Below are 20,719 nucleotides of genomic sequence, written 5' to 3' on the forward strand. Positions count from 1 at the left end.
ATACCAAAGTTTAGAGTTATTGAACATATAAAGAATTGGAATTTACGATGATTGAATACGAGAATTTAGGGAAATTGAATGAAGACCTTTTTGAAGATTATAAAGATGAGTTCTCAAAATTTCTGGCGTCTGGCTGGTATGTACTGGGGAAAAATGTAACCGAATTTGAGGAGAACTTTGCAAAATATTGTGGGGTTGAATCATGTGTTGGTGTAGCTTCTGGGCTCGATGCTATTACATTATCGCTTTTGGCCCTCGATCTGCCAAAAGGAAGTGAAGTCATCGTTGCTGCAAATAGTTATATTGCCTCTGTTCTTTCAATCCTTAATGCCGAGTTAGTTCCTGTTCTCGTTGAACCAGATCCAATTACTTACAATATTTCAGTAGAAAAGATTAAAGAAAGCGTCTCAGATAAAACAAAAGCAATTCTTTGTGTTCATATGTATGGGAAATTATGTGAGATGGACAAGATTTGCGCTCTCGCAGATGAGAATGATCTCTTTGTGATTGAAGATGCCGCTCAAGCTCATGGCGCCATGTTAGATGGTGTGAAGGCCGGTGCTTGGGGCGATCTCTCGGCCTTTAGTTTTTATCCTACAAAAAATTTAGGAGCACTCGGTGATGGTGGTGCAATCACAACAAAGCACCCAGTCCTTGGAGAGAAGATAAAGGCCTTACGTAATTATGGTTCTTATCAAAAATATCACAATGAATTCATTGGAATGAACTCAAGACTAGATGAGTGCCAAGCTGCTTTTTTAAACAAGAAATTAGTGAAATTGGATAAAATCAATAAACATAAGAAGAAGTTAGCTGATCTTTATTTTGATTTGTTATCAGAGTTAGATATTCAATTACCGACAAGAAATGAAAGATATGTCGATACATTTCATATCTTTAATATTCTGACGGAAAATAGAGATGAGTTGAAAGAATATCTATTTGAAAATGGTGTTAAATCAGAAATTCACTATCCAATTCCACCTCATAAGCAAAACTGTTTAAAAGACTTTGAATTTGGTTCTTTCCCACTAACTGAAAAAATTCACGAGCAAACACTTTCACTACCAATTTCCTATATTCATAGTGAAGATGATGTGAGAGAGGTTTGTAGATTAATTAAAGAGTTTAAGGAGAAGTAGTGTTTTCAATTGTCATTCCAGTATATAAAAATGAAGGAAATATTGCTCCTTTAATTGAAGCTCTTAGTAATCTAAATTCTAAATTTGAACAAGGGTTAGAAGTCGTCTTTGTCGTCGATGGAAGTCCTGATAAGTCTTACTTACTTCTGGAAGAGTCTTTAAATAATGTGGAGTTCCGTTCGCAATTAATTGCTCATTCTCGAAATTTTGGTTCATTTGCTGCAATCTTAACAGGTTTAAATTATGCCAAAGGAGAGTCTTTTGGTGTGATGGCCGCTGATTTACAAGAGCCGCCAGAACTCATGATCGATTTTCAAAAAGCTCTAGATGAGGGGCATGACATTGCTGTTGGAACGAGAGAGACAAGAGATGATCCTTTTATGAGCTCGATATTCTCTAATCTCTTTTGGACAATGTATAAGAAATTTGTACAACCTGAAATACCACAAGGTGGAGTTGATGTTTTTGGTTGTTCAAAGAGGGTTCGCGACCAGCTCGTTTCGTTGAAAGAATTAAATACTTCACTTGTCGCTTTATTATATTGGATCGGGTTCTCACGAAAAGTCGTGTCTTATGTGAGGCGCAAGAGAGAAATCGGCGTGAGTGCTTGGACATTTAAAAGAAAGCTTAAATATTTAATGGATTCTGTTTTTGCTTTTACAGATCTTCCTATTCGACTCTTCTATAAAATAGGTTTCTTTAGCTTAGCTGTTTCTGTTGTTTATGCATTAATTATTATCATCTCGAAGACTACTGGAATGATTTCATTACCAGGTTACTCAGCGACAATTGTAACGATTTTATTCTTCTCAGCTTTGAATTCAATTGGACTGGCCATTATAGGTAGCTACACTTGGAGAGCATATGAAAATACCAAGGGAAGACCAGTCTCAATCGTTATGAATACTAAAGTTTTTGATGCAATAAAATAAGGTTATTCGTATTAGAGCGGTCAACTTCTTTCCAGTTGTTGGTTTTTAGTTGATCTAAAATTAGAGCTTGGTTCTTAACTCTTTTATCGATAAGTATATAAGAGAGATCTTTTTTGAAGCTACCAAGTTCTGTACGATTCTTATTCTTATCCCAAAATCTAGGGTAATTTGTCTCATCAAAATAAAGTACCGTTTGGCTCGGTAAATGAGTAGTATATCCCATGAGCTTCATTGATGTACCTAAGGTTTCTTTCGTTTGAATCGACTTAATGAAATTAACATCAGAAATCGTTTCAAACGTTGGAAAGTACTTCCAAATAAAGCTAGAAGGCCATCTTCCTGATACACAAATTGCCAACAGTAGCGCAATCTTTAAGGACTTATTTGATTTTTCTTCATTTGTGAGAAGATCATGAAAACTAAAAACAAGGGCCACTGAAAGAATCGCTACAATTGTTAGATCGTAGTGAAAGATCATCATTCTTTGAGTTGAGGCATAAGAGAGAAGGTTCATCGCTACAACTGGAGCTGCAGCAAAGAGCCAGAAAAATCTTTTCTTTAAAATCAAAGTGAATGGCAGAACAAGAATGAGTAAGTATTTGACCGCTCCACCTGTTAGTATTCTCTCCGTTAATAATTTCCATTGTGCACTAGGATCAAAGAGCATTTTATAGATTAACTCACTTGTCGTATTTGCAATTCCATCAAAGCGTGCCGTCATGTGAGGAGTTGGAGCGACACCATCATTAAAAAATGGCGAAATATACTTCGAGTTTAAATAGAGAGTAAGACCGCCTATTAGAACGGTGAAAACTGAAAGAATAATTTTATGTGATTTACTGTACTTAAATTCTTTTTCTAAGAAAATTGGAATGGCAAAAAAAGGCACAAGATAAGGCATATTTTCTTTTGATAGTAAGACCGCTAATAATGTAATGAAATAGAGCCATACTTTTTTATGATAAAGGGAAAGAAATGAGAGTATGATGAAGAAAAAGGCAAAGTGATCTTCTCGTAAATCCCAAATTCCACCATTTCTAAGTGTTCTCGAAGTCAAAATAAGTAATAAGAATATTGTCCAATATTTGCGGTACTTTCTAATCGGGCCGAATAAAAGTAATAGAAAAAGACCACCATATAAAAGCACAACATTAACTATGAATAGAAAAATATCACTTTTAAGTATGCTTGCAATTGGAGAAATTAATAAAAAAGTGAAATTGATGTGTTCACCAAAAAAAGTGTTATTCGGACAAAGATCACAAAAAAGGACTTTATTATTAAAAAATGGATAGAAAATAGGTTGATGAATAAAGCTTTGATCAAGACCATGTGAATTGAAAGAGTATTGCTTAAAAATATGACCTATGATGGTTGCAATTGAAAAGAAAAGAAAAACTGGAGTAAATAGACGCTCGCTTTTTAAACCTTCATATAATTGATGAAGTTTTTTTAGAGGGTCCATTTCAAACTTTTCTCTAAAGCGATAACCAATACCTATTGTTAATAGTAGAACAAGTCCCCAAACATCGACATTTGAAAGATCAAGCTTGAAGCTGTCTGTTTTGAGATAATACCCACCTAAAACAATAATAGTCAGAATAACTGTAAGAAGAGCGTTTACAAAATACTGGTAGAATTTCATTGAATATGCTCTTTAAATAAGTCGTAGTTTCTTAAATAATCATCTTCATCATAATAATGAGACGTAAATACATTGACTGTTGAATCTAAAGAGAAATTGAAAAGTGATGTCCAAACTCCCGGTTCAACATGAATTCCGAGATAAGGTTTATCAATTACAAATTTCTTTCTCTCCTTGCCATTGTCACAGACGATTTCAACAGAACCTCGTTGGCACATGATGAATTGATGGCATTCTTTATGAGCATGATCACCACGTGAGTAACCATTTCTAACATCATAAATTGTAAAAAAGCGTTTAACTGGAAAAGGAATTTCTTGTTTATCAAATTCCCCAAAGACGAGTGAGCCTCTTCTGTCAGAAATTTCTTTAAAGCTTACAAGTCTGACACCAGTCATTTCATTTGCTTCACTATCGTGAATATAATCAGTTATACGGCCAGGGTTACCCGTTACAATGGCAAAAGGAGGAATGTTTTTTGTTACAACGGCACCGGCGCCAATCATGGCATATTGTCCAATTGTAACACCTGGAAGAATCGTTGCATTCGCACCGATAGAAGCACCTTTTTCAACAATAGTTTTTAGAAAGCTCTCTGGATAGACCTTACTTCTTGGATGTTTGTCATTTGTAAATGTTGCATTTGGACCGATGAAAACATCATCTTCAACTTTAATACCATCCCATAATTGTACTCCACATTTTATCGTAACATTATTTCCAACAACAACATCGTTTTCTATAAAGACGCCGTCACAGATATTACAATCTGATCCAATAACAGCTTCAGGGAGAACATGGGCATTGGCCCAGATTCGTGTATTGTTACCGATATTTTTGCTTTCACAAATTGCTCTTTCGTGAGTGAAGTAATTCATTAGGGATCCTATTTCTTATATATTCTATATTGATTGATTGTTTCTATTAAAGTCGCATTGTCTTGTATGTAGTTGTAGCAATCATTTTTATAACTACGGGCGAGAATGAAATAGTCGTAATCTTTAAGCCTTAGAATATCATTTTCACTTTTACATGAGAATAGAAATTCAGTTTTGTTGTTGCATTGAGGAAAATGAATTTTTGTACCATCTGGAGCATAGTGATACTGAGAGAATTGATCAGAAAGAATGAGAGAGTTATTCTCTTTGATAGAGTCCCAGATTCTTGTAAGCGGAATCTTATCTCGAATCATTTCTTTGTTAGTCGTATATTTTTTAAAAAGAGAATTTCTTACTCTTTTTAATGATTTATCTATTTTTGAGTCAGCAAGGATCAAAAGAAGAAGAATAAAATATTGATATTTTATGTTTAACTTCGACTCAATGAGAAATTGAGACAAGTAATAAATATTGAGGAAATAGCATGTGAAGAAGAATCTTTCACTAGGAACTCCACCGTTAGCAATGAGATAGAGAGCTAGGATTGAGAGTGATATGTAGAAGATGTGATTGCTTTGATATTTCTTTTTAATACCATAAAAACAAGCAGGAATCGTTAAAACAAAAAATGCCTTTCCCAAAAAGAAGTCTTTCAAAATTTCTCGTACAGATGAAAATGTGAGACTAGATGAAAGTGATTTCAGGTACCAATTTCTTACTTGTTCAGAAGCTTCTCCTGGGAAAATGGAGAGTAAGCCGGGGAAAAATGGACTTTTTATAAAATAGTAATTTCTAATGATTATTGGAGAGATAAAAAGAAGTCCGAAAAAAGTAGTTATAAAAATGCGAGAAGGATTTCGTCGTTCCTTAATAATGTAATAGATACCAAAGGGAACAATGACAAATAGCCCACTAATTTTAATGACTGGAATGAGGCCTAGGAGGCATCCAATGAAAATAGATCGCCACTTTCCCTTAATAGAGGCAAGGAAATTATCGTTAATAATGAGCATTATTGTTAGGAGACTGAAGCTGGCAACGGTACCATCCGATTTCGCGTAAAGGAAGAAGTCTGTGCCTTTGGCAATCGTTAATGCACTAATTGCACTTAGAAGGGCGATTGGGAGATTGATCTTAGAAAAGTAATAAAAAAATAGACCCGCAGCGAGTAACATCCCCAAAGAGAAGTGAATCAATTGTGAAGATATTTGTATAGTTAAAGGATTCACAGATAGTAATGCTGGAATGGAAAAGAGGATTTCGATAGCTCCTGTCTGAAGAGAGCCGCAGACATTACGAATGGCATTAGAATAACTTCCTGTTTCTGCCAATACTTTTGCAAAAGGAAGATGGTAGTAAAGGGCATCTCCATGAGAGAAAACGGTTAGCGTTTCTAGGCAGCGAAGGACTAGGATCGTAATAAGAATGAAGAGAGAAAACAGTAAAAACCGTTTGTAAATATTATTTGATGTTGTTCGATGTAGCATGTATATTAGTTTAGCTATTTTATTATTTATGTATACTTGTTTTAAGGATGAAATGTGAAATTAAGTGTCGTCGTACCCGTTTATAATGAAGAGAGAACAGTTACAAATTTATTAGAACTTTTAACTGACACTCTTAATCGAAATGAACTGATCAATGACTATGAAATTGTCATTGTTGAAGATTGCTCGACTGATAATACAAAAGAAATTTTACAAAAGAATTTTGGAGAAAATGATAAAATTAATCTTTTCTTCCAGGATTATAACCAAGGAAAGGGAGCTGCGATTACACGTGGTTTTCAAGAGGTAACAGGGGATTATGTTATTATTCAGGATGCTGATATGGAATATGATCCAAGCGAATATCCTGTTCTCCTTAAGCCACTAGTAAGTGGAAAAGCTGATGTCGTTTACGGTTCTAGATTTAAAGGTGAGACTGCTAGAGTTCTCTACTTTTGGCACTATCTTGGAAATCAATTTCTTACATTACTTTCAAATATGTTCACAAACCTAAACTTAACGGACATGGAGACATGTTACAAAGTTTTTAAAACTGAAATTATTAAGAATATGATTCTAACGTCTAAAAGATTTGGTATCGAACCTGAAATGACAGCTAAAATCTCTAAAATTCCTGAGATTAGAATTTATGAAGTTCCAATCTCTTACTATGGAAGAACATATGCAGAAGGTAAGAAAATTGGTTGGAAAGACGGTTTCTCAGCTCTTTGGTGTATTGTGAAATTCAATGTTTTTACGAGCCTGGAAGAGTCTTTCAAAAAAGAAGTTTTTGACTATCTAAAACTTAAAAAATCATCACATCTATAAATTTTAATATCGTTTGTTCTATCAACCTCAGTACAGTTTTTAGGTAATGGGGTTGATAGAAAGTCTAGTCCGTATCCGGATTTCTCGCTTGAAGTTCTTTCTAAAAAACATAAACCTATTTCAGGATAAGGTGTTTGGCTTGAGCGAAAGATAAAGTTCCTCGCCCATGGAAATTCTGGATTTCTATCTCTCAATTTGTTGCACTGTTGTCGAATTCGAGAATGTCTATTTTTTTGTGAGAGAATAGACTTATTTTCATGAATCATTAGTTCAAAATTTCTAACAACAAGAATAATGGCGATGAGTGTGAAGAGGAACCTAAAATTTAGATCCCTTAGTACGTAGAAGCTGAAGAGTAAAAGAGTTGGGGTGAATGAAAGAAAATAGTATTGATGAGCAAATAGCATTCCACCTCTTAAGAGGATAATAGTCAAAAGCTGTAATGAAATGATGAAAAGAAGTGCAAGTACTTTTCTATCTCTTTTAGAAAAAATCTTAAATGCAGCAACTAAAATTACAATTATTGAACCAAAGCGGATCAAAAAGAAGTCATTCATTAGCTTGAAGATTCTTTTACCTTCAGAGAAAAAATCTAGGAAGAGCTCTAATGGTGAATGTATTTTGTAAGCAAAGAGAGATTTCTCTGTTCTAAAGAAATCGATAAATTGACATCCAAATTTATAGTAGAAAATTGTAATGAGTACTGCAGGTGCAATTAGTGATAGGCTCACTTTGAAGACTTTTTTCTTATCAAGAATGAGAAGGAGGCCGAAGGCCGTAATTGAAGTAGGTTTTATGAGCAAGCCTAGAGTAATCAAAATAAAACTCAGTAATCTCTTTGAATTTGAACTGATTATTAGTCCCATTGCTATAAAAATGAGAAGAGATGACCAAACATCTGGTATCAGCTTAGTTGAAAAGTCGATGAAGAAACTTGTTAGTGGTAAGATCGCCATTGGTATGGCCATACTTACATTATAAAGTTGGATATCTTTCCAAACTTTATAGTTGATAATAAAAAGACCTGTTGTAATCACAAGATAAACCATCATAACAATGGCGAGCTTATTATCAAAAGGCAAAGCAAAGAATGGAGATAAAATGAGGTTAATGAGAGGAAACTCCATCGGCATTATGTCGCCGTGTTTTCCAGCATTTAAAACAGATGGTAACAAATTCGTCCAATGAAAGACTTCGAAATTAAATTTTTGCCAATATCTTAAAGTCACTCCAAGCGTATCTGTTTGCCTATGAATGTGTGGAGTAACGATAGAAGCAAAGTTGAGATAAATCGCACTAATAACTTTTATGAAAAATAAAGAAAAAGAAATTTTAATTATCTTATCTCTTGTCAGCAAATTCATAACAAGTTCCTTTAGGGTTTTCAGCTACAAAGAAAAAATCGGTATTCATGATTAGGTCTGAGTTTTTTAAGCAGTCATTGGCCGCCTGTTTGTGAATATCATTATTATAGGGAAAGATTTTTCCACCTCTTTTTTGAATGATAATGAGGTCGTAATAATATGAGCGACTAGAATATACTCCAAGTTGATAGAATTCTTTTCCTGGGATCAGTATTGTTGGGATTGTTGAGCCCGTCGCGACGATTTTTTTATATTCTCCGTGTTTAATAATTTCTTTAATTTTTATTAATTCTTTAGATTTTGTTTCACTCACTTCACAGGTTTTACTCTTATCTAGGAAGACAAGGTTGAAGGCCTTTGTCATTCTTCCCATTCCTGTCAGAAAAAAAATTAAAGCAATAAAAAAGGGGAACTTTTTAGTCGCAAAAACATTTTTCTCTATTGGGGCAAAAAGAATCAATGCTAAGAGAGGGGCAACTATTTGGGCTCCATATTGATAATGAATACTTTTTTTCAAAATAAAGATTGCTAATAAAGGAGCAATGAAAAAAAGTGTCCCATAGACGGGATCTTTAAGTCCTTGCTTCGACTTCTTTAAATAGAAGCCAATTGGAAGAACAAATGGTGCTAAAACTTTGATGAAATCTTTGTAGGGAAATTCCTTTATTAAAGAAGTAAAACTTTCTACAGGATTGTCTATATAAGAAGAAAGTAAGTTTGATCCATAACTGACTGTCGGTCCTAAGATGATTGCTCTTAATTTAAAGCTAAAGACTAATGAGGCAAGACTTAGAAATACAATGATACTAGAGAACTTATAATCTCTTTTAATGAGATACCAGATTCCAAGGATTAACGTTCCAAAGGCAAAAGACTCTTTAAATGCAAATAAAGCTAAGACACTTAACAATATGCCTGTTTTTTTATTTTTATATATAGAGTACGTGAGAGTAAAACATGGGAACATGGCCCAAGTTGAAGGATGAATTGGAAAGAAAAGTCCTGAAAGTAGCCCTTTAGTTAGAAAAATGCAAAAAATACCAGTTAGCTTTTGTTCCGTTTTTAAATCTGACTTCATCCAAAAGAAGAGGACTATACCGATTAACCACAGAAATTCGAACATGATCAATGATTCTGCTTGATAATTAAAGAGAGCGACAAAGGGAGCCGCAAGAAAAATAATTGGATCGAAGTGATCATTAAAAATCTTAGTGTCCCTCATTGTAATAAAAGGATTGAAGTCTTTGAGGTGAGCGATATCGTAAATTGCTTCCTGGTATATTGAAAAGTCTGTTGCATGAATACAGTTATGCCAAAGAGCTTTAAGCATAAATGCTATTATAATGAATGCTAATAAAAAATTGACTAGCGTTAAGCTAATCCTAGAAGGTTTAAAAATATTGTCCATAGAAACTCTCTCTCGGACAATATTATTAAATATATTTAGTTAATTGTCTTTACTTAATTTCTTCTCTAGTAACAATCATAAACCTTAAAATAATCACCAAACTTCTTAACATGTACCTTCTCAAAATGAACATCATCGCCCATACCATCTTCAAGATCCCTAACAATGTCAGCTCTATTTATAAAGCTTCGACCTTGATTAGCACTAGCTGCAAAATAAAAGACACCATTAGTAGTTACACCTAAGTTCTTTGTTTTTCCTTTCTTAAGAATATGAAACCCTTGGGATTTCCAGTCTCCATCTAGATTCTTGTATCTTAGTGCGACATAAAGGTCTTTATTACATTTATTTTGAACAAAGAGATTAATTTCATTTGAATGAGAGTGCTTATTCGTTTTCCACTTCTCTTCAAAGTTCTCACTTTTAAAAGTTGAGTTTTTGATGGCATTGATAATGCTTTGTCTTTCTTTTGTTAATCTTGAAGCTTCATTGCTGTAGGTGCGTGTTGAAGTAATGACACCAAATATAAAATAGAAGCCATGCTTTTGGGAGTATCTTAAAAGTGGGGAACCACTTTGACCCTTTATTACATCACAATATGTACTAAGAGTTTTATCACTATAAACTTTAACAAAGCAGTCTTTTTCATAGTGCTGAACCATTGACTCTTTATCTCCTGGGTAACCGATAGTCGTAGCATCTCCATCTTCAAGATCAGCTTTTCCCCAGTACGCTAGAGTTCCTACGAACTGTCCAACGTGTTTTCCTTCTGAGTTTGGACCTAGTTCGACAATAGCAAAGTCGTTTTCATCCTCAACTGCATCCTGCGCCTGGTAGGCTGCTGGTTGATAAGATTTGATGACGGGAAAGCGACCGAATGGATATGTCGTTACATCCATTGCTCCTGGGTAAAAATAGGCATCTTCAATTAGTTCACCTTTAATCGTATCTTTAAAAAGGCAGTGGGCGGCAGTCAAAATTAGATTTTTTGCAATTACAGCTGCGCTACAGCTTAAAGACCCTTTTTCTCCTTGAGAGTTGATTTTAATACTTCTAATTTGCCCGACTTTGTTTGTAATTTTATTATCGAAGGGCGTGCTTTTGGTTGCGATCCTATCATCTTGATCGATGATGGTACTTGAAGAAACAACTTCAAGTTGATTACTGGCCGTTTCGTTAATGTTACTTTCTTTACAGGAATATGTGAGTAAAGAAAGAATTAAAATTGTTAATGTCGAGTTTAAAGCTCTAAGTTTCATAAGTTCTCTCACTATAGTTCTTTTAAAAACTATATCTTTTTGAGGTCTTACGAGGTTATTAAGATGTAAAGATTATCGTACTGTCTAAGAATTAAACAGCACGACTCTTCGAAATTTCATTTAGTTAGGAGTGTATTCTCATTGACTGTTAAAGTGTCTTTGAGAATCGATATTTCTTTAGATTCTATATCTACTGGTCTTAATTCCATTGGGTCTTCAAGTAGATTATAGACAACAGTCTTGTTGAATCTTTTGGACCAGACATATTTGCTAGGCCAGTTAATTGAACCCAGATAGAGTCCATCATAAGGCTGTACAATTGGGGCAACAGATTCAGTTGCTTGAAGAATAGATTGTCCACTTGCTCTAATTTTTAAATTGTATCCAAGGTAATCGTAAATAGTCGGTGCAATATCTAATTGAGAGAAGGCGAGCTTATCGATAACTTGTGGCTCAATTTGATTTTTCCAAATTGCGATAAACGGGATGCGAAAAGATTCTTCATTGTAACCCATTTCATTAGAGTAATAGCCATGTTCTCCGCCTGGGAAACTGTGATCGCCCGTTAGAATAATAAGACTGTTTTCATAAAGGCCTTTTTCTTTTAATAAATCAATAAATGTTCCAAGGTATTTATCGCTCAAATGTAGAGAATTTAAGTAGCGCTCTTTTCTACCATTACCGGAATCTCCAGGGTAAATATAACGTTGGCTTTGAGGAATATAGTTAAATTTCATATGGTGGCTGATTGTCGCAACCATAGAAAAAAGAGGCTTTTCAGATTGTTTGATAATTTCTAAAGAGCTATCAAGGTATTGTTTATAGCCCAGATCATCCTGAATTCCCCAGCCCCAGATATTCTCATTTCTCTGTTTTTCTGTAAGTTTACTTGGCAGAGCCGCTTGGACATGTTTGAAGCCAATTCCTTTCATAAAGGCCCTGGCATTATCAAATTCTAGATTACTATAAATTTGAAAAAAGAGACTTTCGTAACCTATTTTTCCAAGCTCTTTTGGTAAGCAATCAACTTTTGAAGGATCAACTTTATAAGAAGCTTTTCCTCTGAGTAGGGGAAGTCTTGAACATAATATACTGAAATGCCCCTTTGTCGTTTGAATGGAGTTCCCATAAAAGTTTTTGGCGTAAAGGCCTTCTTTTGTAAGTTCATTCATAACTGGAGTAATGACTTTACCATCAACTTTTTTATTGATGTAAAGGCCATTAAAAGATTCGAGGGCGACAATAAAGATATGCGGATTTTTTCTTTCTCTCGTTGAAAGCAATTCTTTTGAAAATGGATTTTCTTTTGATGAGAGTTCCTTGTAGTGCTCTCCTTTTTCAAGTCCTCCAAAATAGTATTCTAGTCCCGTTTTCACAGTGTAGCTTACTTCCTCAAAGAGGTAAGGGAGATTGAATAGCCCAATAAGATAGATGCCTAGAAAGAGCCCCGAAAAAGTAAACCTTCTTTGAACAAAGCTCTTAGAGAAGATCTTTTTCCAAATCTCTAAAAAGATCAAAACTGGAATCATATAAACTGCAATCCAAATATCTTTGGACTTAAACGTTCCAGCGACAACCTTTGCACTTTCTGGATTGAGAGCATCGCGAATATTATCGATGAAGACAGCGTAATCAAAGCTATTTGTCGTACGATAGTGGTACTTGATTCCAAAGTAATAGAGAATAATTAAAAAGATTCCCCAAAAGGTTCTCATGAATCGGCTTTTACAAGCATGATTGAAAGACTCACTTAAAAAGTAGAGGCTGAAAAAACCAAGGCAAATAACGATAATGTTTTCTGTATTGAAAACGATCTTTTGGATATCACCTCTTATATGGAAGAAGGCGAGTGAGCCAAAGTAGAGAAACCATAGAAATTTTGTTGTAAACCACGTTTTATTTAAATTTAGCATTCTAAAAGATTAGCATACCAATTTAGGCCTTGATAACCCTCTTGCCATCGATTGTGAATTTTCCTCGTGTATCAATGATCATTCGAGATGAGAGTGCGACAAGATCATAATCAACCTGGTCGTGATCAGTGAGAAGGACTACACAGTCGAAGTTCTCAATATATTTTCTTGATAGAATGCCCGACTCTAGCTTTTGCCCATCTATCAATATTTCCTGGTGAAAAGGATCGTGGTAGCTAACTTGATAACCTCTTTTCATGAGACTCTTAAAAATCTCAAGGGAGGGGGAACTATCGACTTGAGCGATGTTTTTCTTGTAAGTGATTCCAAGGACTAAAAGGCGCGTCTGGTTTGGCGATTGAAAGTGATGTCCGACTTGCTCTAAAACAAAATCTGGCATTTTTAAGTTTATCGACGTTGCTGTGTCGATAAGTTGGGAATTAATACCTAAGGTTTTAGAAAAAGATGAAAGAAATTGAGGGGTTAGGGGGATACAATGCCCTCCTATACCTGGCCCAGCTGAGACCTTTTGAAAGCCAAATGGCTTTGTCGCACAGGCATCGAGGACTTCATCAATATTCATATCAATTCGATTCATTAAAATCTTCATCTCATTGGCAAAAGATATATTAATGAGCCTTTGCGCATTCTCTATAAGCTTGGCCATCTCTGCAACTTCAGTGCTCGCCACTGGGATTGGGTTATCTATAATCAAAGAGTAGAAATTGAGAGCGTTATTTAGCGAATGATCGCAAAGCCCCGAGACAAGCTTTGGAATGGTTTGCGTAGAGAACTCATGATTTCCTGGATCTTCTCTTTCTGGAGAATAACTAATATAGAGGTTTTCTCCTAAGGTCCTTCCCGACTCTAAAAGAATTGGAAGAAGGATCTCTCTGGTGGCCTTTGGGGGAAGCGTACTTTCGATGATGATTAACTTTTCATCGTCGAGGTTTTCCTTCAGATTTTTCGAAACGATATTAGTTACATTTATAATCTTAGTAAGGTCAGGTTCATTTTGTTCTGTTAAAAGAGTGGGAACACAAATTATGGTCACATCAGTTTGCTGAATTTTTTTATCATCACATGAAAGAGTGAGAAGATTTTTTTGAAGAGATTTTTTCACTCTTTTCGAATCGATGTGAGATAGGTGAGAGTCTCCATTTGAAAGCGTTTGAATCAACTTCGTATCAATGTCTATGCCTGTAACGTGAATAGCTGATTCGCTTATTCTAAGGGCGAGAGGAAGGCCTATATGACCAAGACCAATCACGCTGACGCTAATATTTTTTCTGTCGATTTTCTCTTTCAAATTCATACAAAAATCCTAACACAAAAAAAACTTGATGTAATATCTACCTAGGAGCAGAATCAGGTTGAATAGAAAGTTGAATGGGTGTATCAACCCCAACTTAATAAGAACATCACAAACTTTTTAAGAGTAGAAGAGGTAAAAAAGTCGTGAAAACAACACTAAGTGTTCTGGCCCTATTGGTGGGGATCAACACTGTAAAAGCATGGGAAGCCGAGAGTATCGTTGAGTTAAACAAGAAGACAGTTAAGGCGGTAGTTCTTAACAATAATGCAGATGCTGTGAGGTGTTCTGGATATATTTTTGGTCTTCTAAAGAGTGGGGAAACTTTAAAGAAGAGATTCAAGCCGGTAGTGATAAAGGCGGATGATTTTTCTGCTGAGTTGATTGCCACTTCGAAAGAAGACTTTATTGGTGGTTCAGCATCGATTCAATGTGATTGGATCTAAGATATAGGGAGGCGTTTTCGCCTCCTTTTTTTTGGTCCTGGATACTTTTCTAGCGTCGTCGCGTCAATTTTATTTGTTGTAATAATAAAGGGCCATATTCTTAAAGGCAAGAGAGGTATTAAGATCAAAATTAAATACGTCATTAAAGTATTTAAACAATTGTATTGAAAGATACTTCCTATCTTCAGATTCATCTATAATATCGAAAATCTTCGAATATATTTCATTAATTTTGATTGCAGAATTTGGATTCTCTCTAATTCTAAATAATTCCCTCGGTAGGTAATCTAGCAGTTGTGCTATTTCTTTATTTCCTTGAAAAGTTGGAGCTTCGCTCTTTTTTGAATATTCTAAGTCAAATTTATAAACACCAGTAGAAAGAGGACTTTCATAAGAGTTCTCCTTTTTTTGCTCTGGCTCTGTTTTAAGTTCGATATCTCTTAATCTCTCCATCACAATGTATCGAACTGAATGCTCAACTTGATCATTTGGCTTAAAGTTCTGATGGTCTCTTTTAAGAAAGTAGCTTAATTCGTAATCATGAAGATGTCGGCTAAGTATCGTGAAGTCCTGGGAACCTAAAAAGACTGGTTCTTGACCAAGGTCGCCACCAGAAATCTTCAAATAATCTCCTGCCCTATAGGGATTAGAGTTAAGATCAAAATTATTTGAAGTATATTTGTCATTGTTTTTGATCAAAGTAAATGGAAGGCAAAAATCCTTAGTGCATCTTGAAAATTTATGAGTTCCCTCGAGTTCGTAAGACACGGCCGTGTCTACTTGATTCGCGGAGTCCGTTTGTGTGAAGATAAGAGCTTCAATTTGTTTATTATTATCTTTATCTCGTTGTGTTAATCTTCTCCACGCCAAATAGTCCACTTGTTCTCGTGCTGGGGTGTCACATTTAGGCTTCAGCTCTTCTTGGTTGAAAAGTGTTTGATCTGTTATTTTCCGTTCAAAGCTTTCACAGCTTTTAGAGGAAATAGAGAGTTCTCCTCTCCATGAGATAATATCTTCTTCTTTATTTTCAAGCTTCTCAAATTCTCTGAGATCGTCTCCAAAAAGATTCTGAACCTCTTTATTGTAAGCAATATTGAAGTCATCAATAAATTCTTCAGGGATATCTTTGTACTTCCTATTTAAATCAATCTTTTGCTTTCGAATATAATTTCTATAATCTGTTTCATATCGTGATGAAATATAGTCCCTATTATAGCTTAAGATTGTATAGGGTTTTGAATCGAGTAACTTATTAAGAAAACTAACTGAAAGTGGTCTACCTTTAGAGTCGAGATGGTCTTTCTTGTATTTGATAATTTCTTTCTCGACGACTTCTTCTTTTAAGACGGGTACTTCTTTGATGACTTCAACTTCAACTTGTTCTTTTACAACAACTTCTTTCGTTACTGGAACTTCCCTAACAACTTCTTTTTTACAGCCGATTAAGATGGCCGGTGCGGTTAAAAATAATCCAATGAATTTTGAATGTCTCATTTAGGACTCCTCGCTATTAGAAAAATCTTCGCAAGAAAATCGAAAATGAAAAATCTATCTGAAATTAAGTCATAAATTGTTTAAATAATTAACACTTTTTCGTCCTGGATACTTTTATTGCGTCACTGCGTAAAGTTCGCTTGAGGATTCTGGCGATAACCTTGGTTTTTAGGGTATTGATAAATTCTCTTTTTCATCGCTTTTTGGATGAGAAGATGATCATTTTCACAAAAACTAGTATTAATCCATGATGAAAATTGATCTTCTCTTGAGGTACAGTCAACAAATTTAGTGATTTTGACAGCTGTTTTATTGGCCTTTTCGGAGCATAAAAGAAAAGGATATTTGAGGAAATCGTGAGAGAGTTTCGCTCTTAGGGGATTTTGGAGTACATATTTATAAACGTTGTAATAGTAGTTTTGATCTCGAACAAGTGAGCTTTTATACCGACCACCAAAGATAGAATTGATAATCTCTGCCTTAATTTGAATCTTGTAGGTTAAGCGCTTCATAAGCTTATACATGACTTTATCGATGTTAGATTTTGGAGTTTGGCATAATAGGTGAAAGTGGTTGGGCATCAAAACAAAGGCATATATAGTTAGGTTCTCTTCCTTTTGAACTTTTTCTAATTCATAGATAAAAAGATTCCAGACATCATTTAAAGGAATAGGAAACGGAGCTTTTCTGTGGCAACGGTTTACAATGTGATAGGGGTATTTAGAAGTTCTAATCGTTGTAGTTCTTGTCATTAAAGTGGCATAATTTAACGAAGTCTAAAAGAGAACAACTTATCTAAAGTCTATGACTCTTTTTTCTCTATTGAATAACGCAAAGACGCAATAAAAGTATCCAGTACAAAAAATTCAAAAAATTCTCTAGAAGCGAGCAGACAGTCCCAACGTTGGTCTATATTCGCGATCACTTCCTCTTGGCTTTCCTGTAAATACGACAGTGAGACCAGCATTGGCCCTAATCCTGTTACTTAAATTTATACCAAGCCCCGCTCCGGCATAAGGGGAGAGGTAAATGGCAGGCTTTTCTGTTGTCGTTACTCCCGCTTGAGTTTTTTCAACTTCAGACTGGCGAGCATGGCCGCCGGCCCTTAGTGTAAAACTTAAAATACTACCAAGCCTAATGCGTGACCTGAGACCAAGCATCGCTGTATTGGATGTTTCTTTGATTGTTAGATCTTCGTCTGGAAATGATTCACTGTCTTTAGCCTGAGTGACTTCTGCCTCGAGTGCTAAAAGTGGAACTCCTAAGCTAGCGCGAAGTCCATAAGTTAAACGGTCTTTAGAGTGAGGTGTTGGCTCGAACTTCATGACTCTTTCATATCCCACGACCGGCTCTATTTCCAAGAGTCCTTTCAGTGCCGCTTGAGAGGGGAGAGATAGTGAGATGAATGTGAGCGCTATTAGTGCTTTCATATATCAATTTTGCCTGAATCAAAAATTAGATGATAGTCAGAAAGTTATTCCGAAACCCTTATCAATAGGTGAGGGGATTGATATGATACCGTATTACTAATTTTATGATGCGGCGACGCTAGAGAAGTATCCAGGACCGAAAATGGAATTACCTTGGGATGAAAGTTTAATAATTATACCTACTTATAATGAAATTGATAATATCGAGAGAATGATTAAGACTGTATTTGGTCTTTATCCTGAAGTTTCTCTTTTGATTATTGAGGACGGTTCTCCTGATGGAACTGCTGATGTCGTTAAAAGACTACAAGGCGATTTCTCAAATCTTCATATGATTGAGAGAACTGGTAAGCTTGGTCTTGGGACGGCTTATACAACAGGTTTTAAGTGGGCCTTAGATAAAGGGTATAATTTTGTTTTTGAAATGGACTGTGACTTTTCACACGATCCTGAACAAGTTAAAGACCTACTCGCTGCTGCTCAGGTAAATGATCTCGTTATCGGTTCTCGTTATATTGACGGAATTAGAATTATCAATTGGCCTTTCAGAAGACTTCTTCTTTCTTATTGCGCTTCAATCTATACGCGCTTTATGACGGGAATTCCTGTCTTCGATACAACAGGTGGTTTCAAGTGCTTTACAAGAAAGGCACTGGAAACAATTAATTTAGATAATATCATTTCTAATGGTTATATTTTTCAACTCGAACTCAATTACAAAGTTTGGTCTAAGGGTCTAAATGTAAAAGAAGTTCCAATCATTTTTTATGAGAGACGTGATGGGCAATCAAAGATGGGTGGCGGAATTATTTTCGAAGCTGTTTTTAATGTCATTAAATTGCGCTTGAAAAAAATGATGGGCAGTCTCTAGGCTTAGCCGTTCTATGACAGTTATTTTACTTTATCTTCTCCTTGGTTCTTTGAGCGGCACTTTGGCCGGTCTTCTTGGAATTGGGGGAGGAGTTGTTCTCGTTCCTGGTTTGGCAGCTATTTTTTCTTATTTCGCAGATGGTAGTAATGTCATGCAAATGGCAACAGGAACCTCTCTTGGAATTATTGCCTTTACTTCAATCATTAGTTGTCGTTCCCACTATAAAAGAGGTGCCGTTGATTTCTCTATAGTGAAAAAGATTTTCTTTTATATTGTCTTTGGAGTTTTTCTTGGAAGCCGAGTTTCTTATCTTATTAAGAGTGAAGTTTTAGAGATTGTCTTTGCTCTTTTTCTTCTCTTTGTTTCTTATAAGATGGTTTTTACTAAAGTTAATAAGAAAAATGATTCGTCTGAAACTACTTTTAAACTGGGGATGATTGATCGCTTAATCTGTTTAATTATTGGTTTGAAAAGTGGACTCTTAGGAATCGGTGGAGGGTCGATGAGCGTTCCCTATCTCGTTTATAGAAGTATCGATGTTAGAAAGGCCATTGGAACTTCTGCTTTAATCGGGCTAACTCTTTCTTGGGTTGGAGCCCTTTCTCATATTTTTATTGGTTATCAAAATTCTGGAAGTTTTCACCACGGTATTAATCTCGTTGCCCTTTGTTCAGTTGCGCCGATGAGTATGATTTTTGCACCTATTGGAGTGAAGCTCTCTCACGCCCTTCCTGTCTTAACGTTGAGAAGATTCTTCGGTGCCTTTGTCTTTATTGTGGCAGTGAAGATGATCCTCTAATTTTAGTTAGCCCTTGTGATTTCTTATGGTTATGAGAGAAAAAACTGCCATCGTTTATTTGACTTCATTCAAAAATTGAAATGTGTTTTAATAATTTTATGAATGGTGATGATCAGGGAAAAAAAGAAATACTTAGTGAAGTCGGGGAGATTCAGGAGAAACTTGAAGAGTTTGCTAAGGGAAAACGATTTTTTTATATCAAGACTTTAAAGTCAAATGTTAGCTGCTATTTTGAAAGTCTTAAAAGAGATAGTTTTACTGTTAAACTCTCTAAGGCAGATGAGCACGTTAAGTTCCAGTCGAACTCTCTTTATGTATTTTCAGCTTTAAGAAATGGAATTTTCTATGAGTTTGAAGCAGTTTGCGAATCTGTTGGCCCCTATATTTTTCATTTCTCTTATCCTAAAGAAATAACAATTACGCAAAAAAGAGAATACGATCGCTTTGAAATTCACCAAATGAAAAATCCAAGTGTAGGACTTGTCATTGATGGAGAAAAGTACTCTTATAAACTCTTTGATTTATCACAGGGAGGGCTCGCTTTTCTCGTTCCCACGAGTGTTCGCGACCTTTTTCGACAAGAACAATATTTAGAGTTTTCTAAAATTGGATCTAAAAGCTTCGTTGGTAATGTTGAAGGAACTATTGCTCATATTTCTGAAATAAGACATGAGGGCGATGTGTATTTAAAAGTCGGTGTCCAGTTTTTCAACGTACCAAGCTTTGATCTCAGTCAATAGACTTTCCATCTTGCAGCTCTTTAATTTTTGAGTATTTTAATAGCGCATAGAGAGCATTGATCGAACAAATGATTAGACCATATTGACCATCTAAGAAACCTTTTTTCAAAAAGTAATCTTTTAGAAATTTTAGAATCGGTCTTGAAACAATTTTAAAAGCACTTGATCTTTTGCCTTGAGAGTATGCGGCTTTTGCAGCAATGGTTGTAAACTTATTGGTTTGATTTACATGATCTGTAATTGAGTCGTAACTGTAATGGAGTAGGTCACCTCTTAAGTATTGAGTTGTCGATCCTTCATTCATAATGATGAGATCATGAGGATTAACTCCTCCCCATTTTCCAAGATTTTTATTAAGTAGTCTTAGTTTGCGATCTGGGTACCAACCACAGTTTTTCACCCAATGATCAACGTAATTCGTTAAGCGATTAAAGTAGTATCCATCTGCAGTAAAGTTGTCTTTTACTTTTAGAATTTCACCCTTAAGTGTTTCATCTAGAGCTTCATCAGCATCAAGACTCAGGACATGATCGTATGTCGCCTTCTCTAGTGCAAAGTTCTTTTGTTGAATATGGCCAGCAAATGGGTTTTGAATGAATGTAACATCATACTTTTTACAGATCTCTTCTGTTCTATCTGTGGAAAACGAGTCTACAACTACGATTTCATCGACGACGTCAATAAGTGACTTTATGCATCGTTCAATGTTCTTTTCTTCATTAAAAGTTATAATGGCAGCTGAGATTTTAACCATTGGGATATCCATAAAAA

Annotated in this window: 19 protein-coding genes; 7 read left to right on the forward strand and 12 right to left on the reverse strand. The window is 35.3% G+C overall.

Annotation, left to right across the window (positions count from 1 at the left end):
* Window positions 1-47: 47 nt before the first annotated feature.
* Both HBN50_RS05515 and HBN50_RS05520 read left to right on the forward strand, forming a co-directional pair.
* Window positions 48-1,142 carry a DegT/DnrJ/EryC1/StrS family aminotransferase gene (locus HBN50_RS05515; protein WP_273868533.1) on the forward strand — a complete coding sequence of 365 codons (1,095 nt, stop codon included), beginning with the start codon at window positions 48-50 and terminating at the stop codon, window positions 1,140-1,142.
* Window positions 1,142-2,074, forward strand: a complete 933-nt coding sequence (locus HBN50_RS05520; protein WP_273868534.1) for a glycosyltransferase family 2 protein — start codon at window positions 1,142-1,144, stop codon at window positions 2,072-2,074. Before HBN50_RS05515 ends, HBN50_RS05520 begins: the two co-directional genes overlap by 1 nt.
* Here the strand turns inward: HBN50_RS05520 and HBN50_RS05525 are convergent.
* From HBN50_RS05525 to HBN50_RS05535, 3 genes are read right to left on the reverse strand one after another with little or no spacing between them, the layout of a single operon-like run.
* Window positions 2,049-3,719, reverse strand: a complete 1,671-nt coding sequence (locus HBN50_RS05525; protein ID WP_273868535.1) for a DUF2079 domain-containing protein — start codon at window positions 3,717-3,719, stop codon at window positions 2,049-2,051. The two genes, HBN50_RS05520 and HBN50_RS05525, sit on opposite strands and share 26 nt — an antisense overlap.
* A complete protein-coding gene (locus HBN50_RS05530; RefSeq protein ID WP_273868536.1) occupies window positions 3,716-4,597 on the reverse strand; it encodes a WxcM-like domain-containing protein in 882 nt (293 codons plus the stop codon). Before HBN50_RS05530 ends, HBN50_RS05525 begins: the two co-directional genes overlap by 4 nt.
* A gap of 8 nt (window positions 4,598-4,605) precedes the next feature.
* Window positions 4,606-6,084: a hypothetical protein gene (locus HBN50_RS05535; RefSeq protein WP_273868537.1), complete on the reverse strand. Its 1,479-nt coding sequence runs from the start codon at window positions 6,082-6,084 to the stop codon at window positions 4,606-4,608.
* A 54-nt stretch (window positions 6,085-6,138) separates the two neighbouring features.
* On the opposite strand from HBN50_RS05535, the gene HBN50_RS05540 reads away from it, so the two are divergent.
* On the forward strand, window positions 6,139-6,912 hold the full coding sequence (locus HBN50_RS05540) for a glycosyltransferase family 2 protein (RefSeq protein WP_273868538.1): 774 nt from the start codon (window positions 6,139-6,141) through the stop codon (window positions 6,910-6,912).
* Here HBN50_RS05540 and HBN50_RS05545 read toward each other — a convergent pair.
* The 5 genes from HBN50_RS05545 to HBN50_RS05565 all read right to left on the reverse strand — a co-directional run bounded on the left by HBN50_RS05545 (window position 6,879) and on the right by HBN50_RS05565 (window position 14,171).
* Window positions 6,879-8,276: a hypothetical protein gene (locus tag HBN50_RS05545; RefSeq protein ID WP_273868539.1), complete on the reverse strand. Its 1,398-nt coding sequence runs from the start codon at window positions 8,274-8,276 to the stop codon at window positions 6,879-6,881. The two genes, HBN50_RS05540 and HBN50_RS05545, sit on opposite strands and share 34 nt — an antisense overlap.
* Window positions 8,254-9,606: a DUF2079 domain-containing protein gene (locus HBN50_RS05550; RefSeq protein ID WP_273868540.1), complete on the reverse strand. Its 1,353-nt coding sequence runs from the start codon at window positions 9,604-9,606 to the stop codon at window positions 8,254-8,256. Before HBN50_RS05550 ends, HBN50_RS05545 begins: the two co-directional genes overlap by 23 nt.
* A 143-nt stretch (window positions 9,607-9,749) precedes the next feature.
* Entirely contained in the window at window positions 9,750-10,943 is a 1,194-nt protein-coding gene (locus HBN50_RS05555) for a trypsin-like serine peptidase (protein WP_273868541.1), read from the reverse strand.
* 116 nt (window positions 10,944-11,059) lie between these two features.
* Window positions 11,060-12,856: an LTA synthase family protein gene (locus tag HBN50_RS05560; RefSeq protein WP_273868542.1), complete on the reverse strand. Its 1,797-nt coding sequence runs from the start codon at window positions 12,854-12,856 to the stop codon at window positions 11,060-11,062.
* Window positions 12,857-12,878: 22 nt separating this feature from the next.
* The gene (locus HBN50_RS05565; RefSeq protein WP_273868543.1) at window positions 12,879-14,171 is read right to left on the reverse strand and encodes a nucleotide sugar dehydrogenase; all 1,293 of its coding nucleotides are present in this window, start codon (window positions 14,169-14,171) and stop codon (window positions 12,879-12,881) included.
* A 143-nt stretch (window positions 14,172-14,314) separates the two neighbouring features.
* Here HBN50_RS05565 and HBN50_RS05570 point away from each other — a divergent pair, with 143 nt between their 5' ends.
* Window positions 14,315-14,614, forward strand: coding sequence for a hypothetical protein (locus HBN50_RS05570; RefSeq protein ID WP_273868544.1), 300 nt, complete (start codon window positions 14,315-14,317; stop codon window positions 14,612-14,614).
* A 69-nt stretch (window positions 14,615-14,683) separates the two neighbouring features.
* Here the strand turns inward: HBN50_RS05570 and HBN50_RS05575 are convergent, their stop codons facing one another.
* The 3 genes from HBN50_RS05575 to HBN50_RS05585 form a co-directional block, all read right to left on the reverse strand.
* On the reverse strand, window positions 14,684-16,108 hold the full coding sequence (locus HBN50_RS05575) for a hypothetical protein (RefSeq protein ID WP_273868545.1): 1,425 nt from the start codon (window positions 16,106-16,108) through the stop codon (window positions 14,684-14,686).
* Window positions 16,109-16,230: 122 nt separating this feature from the next.
* Window positions 16,231-16,860, reverse strand: coding sequence for a transposase (locus HBN50_RS05580; protein WP_273868546.1), 630 nt, complete (start codon window positions 16,858-16,860; stop codon window positions 16,231-16,233).
* A 126-nt stretch (window positions 16,861-16,986) separates the two neighbouring features.
* Complete coding sequence (locus tag HBN50_RS05585) at window positions 16,987-17,538, reverse strand: hypothetical protein (protein WP_273868547.1); 552 nt, start codon at window positions 17,536-17,538, stop codon at window positions 16,987-16,989.
* Between the two features lie 142 nt (window positions 17,539-17,680).
* On the opposite strand from HBN50_RS05585, the gene HBN50_RS05590 reads away from it, so the two are divergent.
* The 3 genes from HBN50_RS05590 (at window position 17,681) to HBN50_RS05600 (ending at window position 19,948) form a co-directional block, all read left to right on the forward strand.
* Window positions 17,681-18,409, forward strand: a complete 729-nt coding sequence (locus HBN50_RS05590) for a polyprenol monophosphomannose synthase (protein WP_273868549.1) — start codon at window positions 17,681-17,683, stop codon at window positions 18,407-18,409.
* Between the two features lie 13 nt (window positions 18,410-18,422).
* On the forward strand, window positions 18,423-19,208 hold the full coding sequence (locus HBN50_RS05595; protein WP_273868550.1) for a sulfite exporter TauE/SafE family protein: 786 nt from the start codon (window positions 18,423-18,425) through the stop codon (window positions 19,206-19,208).
* A 98-nt stretch (window positions 19,209-19,306) separates the two neighbouring features.
* Window positions 19,307-19,948: a PilZ domain-containing protein gene (locus tag HBN50_RS05600; protein WP_273868551.1), complete on the forward strand. Its 642-nt coding sequence runs from the start codon at window positions 19,307-19,309 to the stop codon at window positions 19,946-19,948.
* Here the strand turns inward: HBN50_RS05600 and HBN50_RS05605 are convergent.
* Window positions 19,938-20,714 carry a glycosyltransferase family 2 protein gene (locus HBN50_RS05605; protein WP_273868552.1) on the reverse strand — a complete coding sequence of 259 codons (777 nt, stop codon included), beginning with the start codon at window positions 20,712-20,714 and terminating at the stop codon, window positions 19,938-19,940. The two genes, HBN50_RS05600 and HBN50_RS05605, sit on opposite strands and share 11 nt — an antisense overlap.
* Window positions 20,715-20,719: the final 5 nt, after the last annotated feature.

The sequence above is a fragment of the Halobacteriovorax sp. GB3 genome, from assembly GCF_028649655.1.
In the GTDB taxonomy this organism is placed as follows: Bacteria; Bdellovibrionota; Bacteriovoracia; order Bacteriovoracales; family Bacteriovoracaceae; genus BSW11-IV.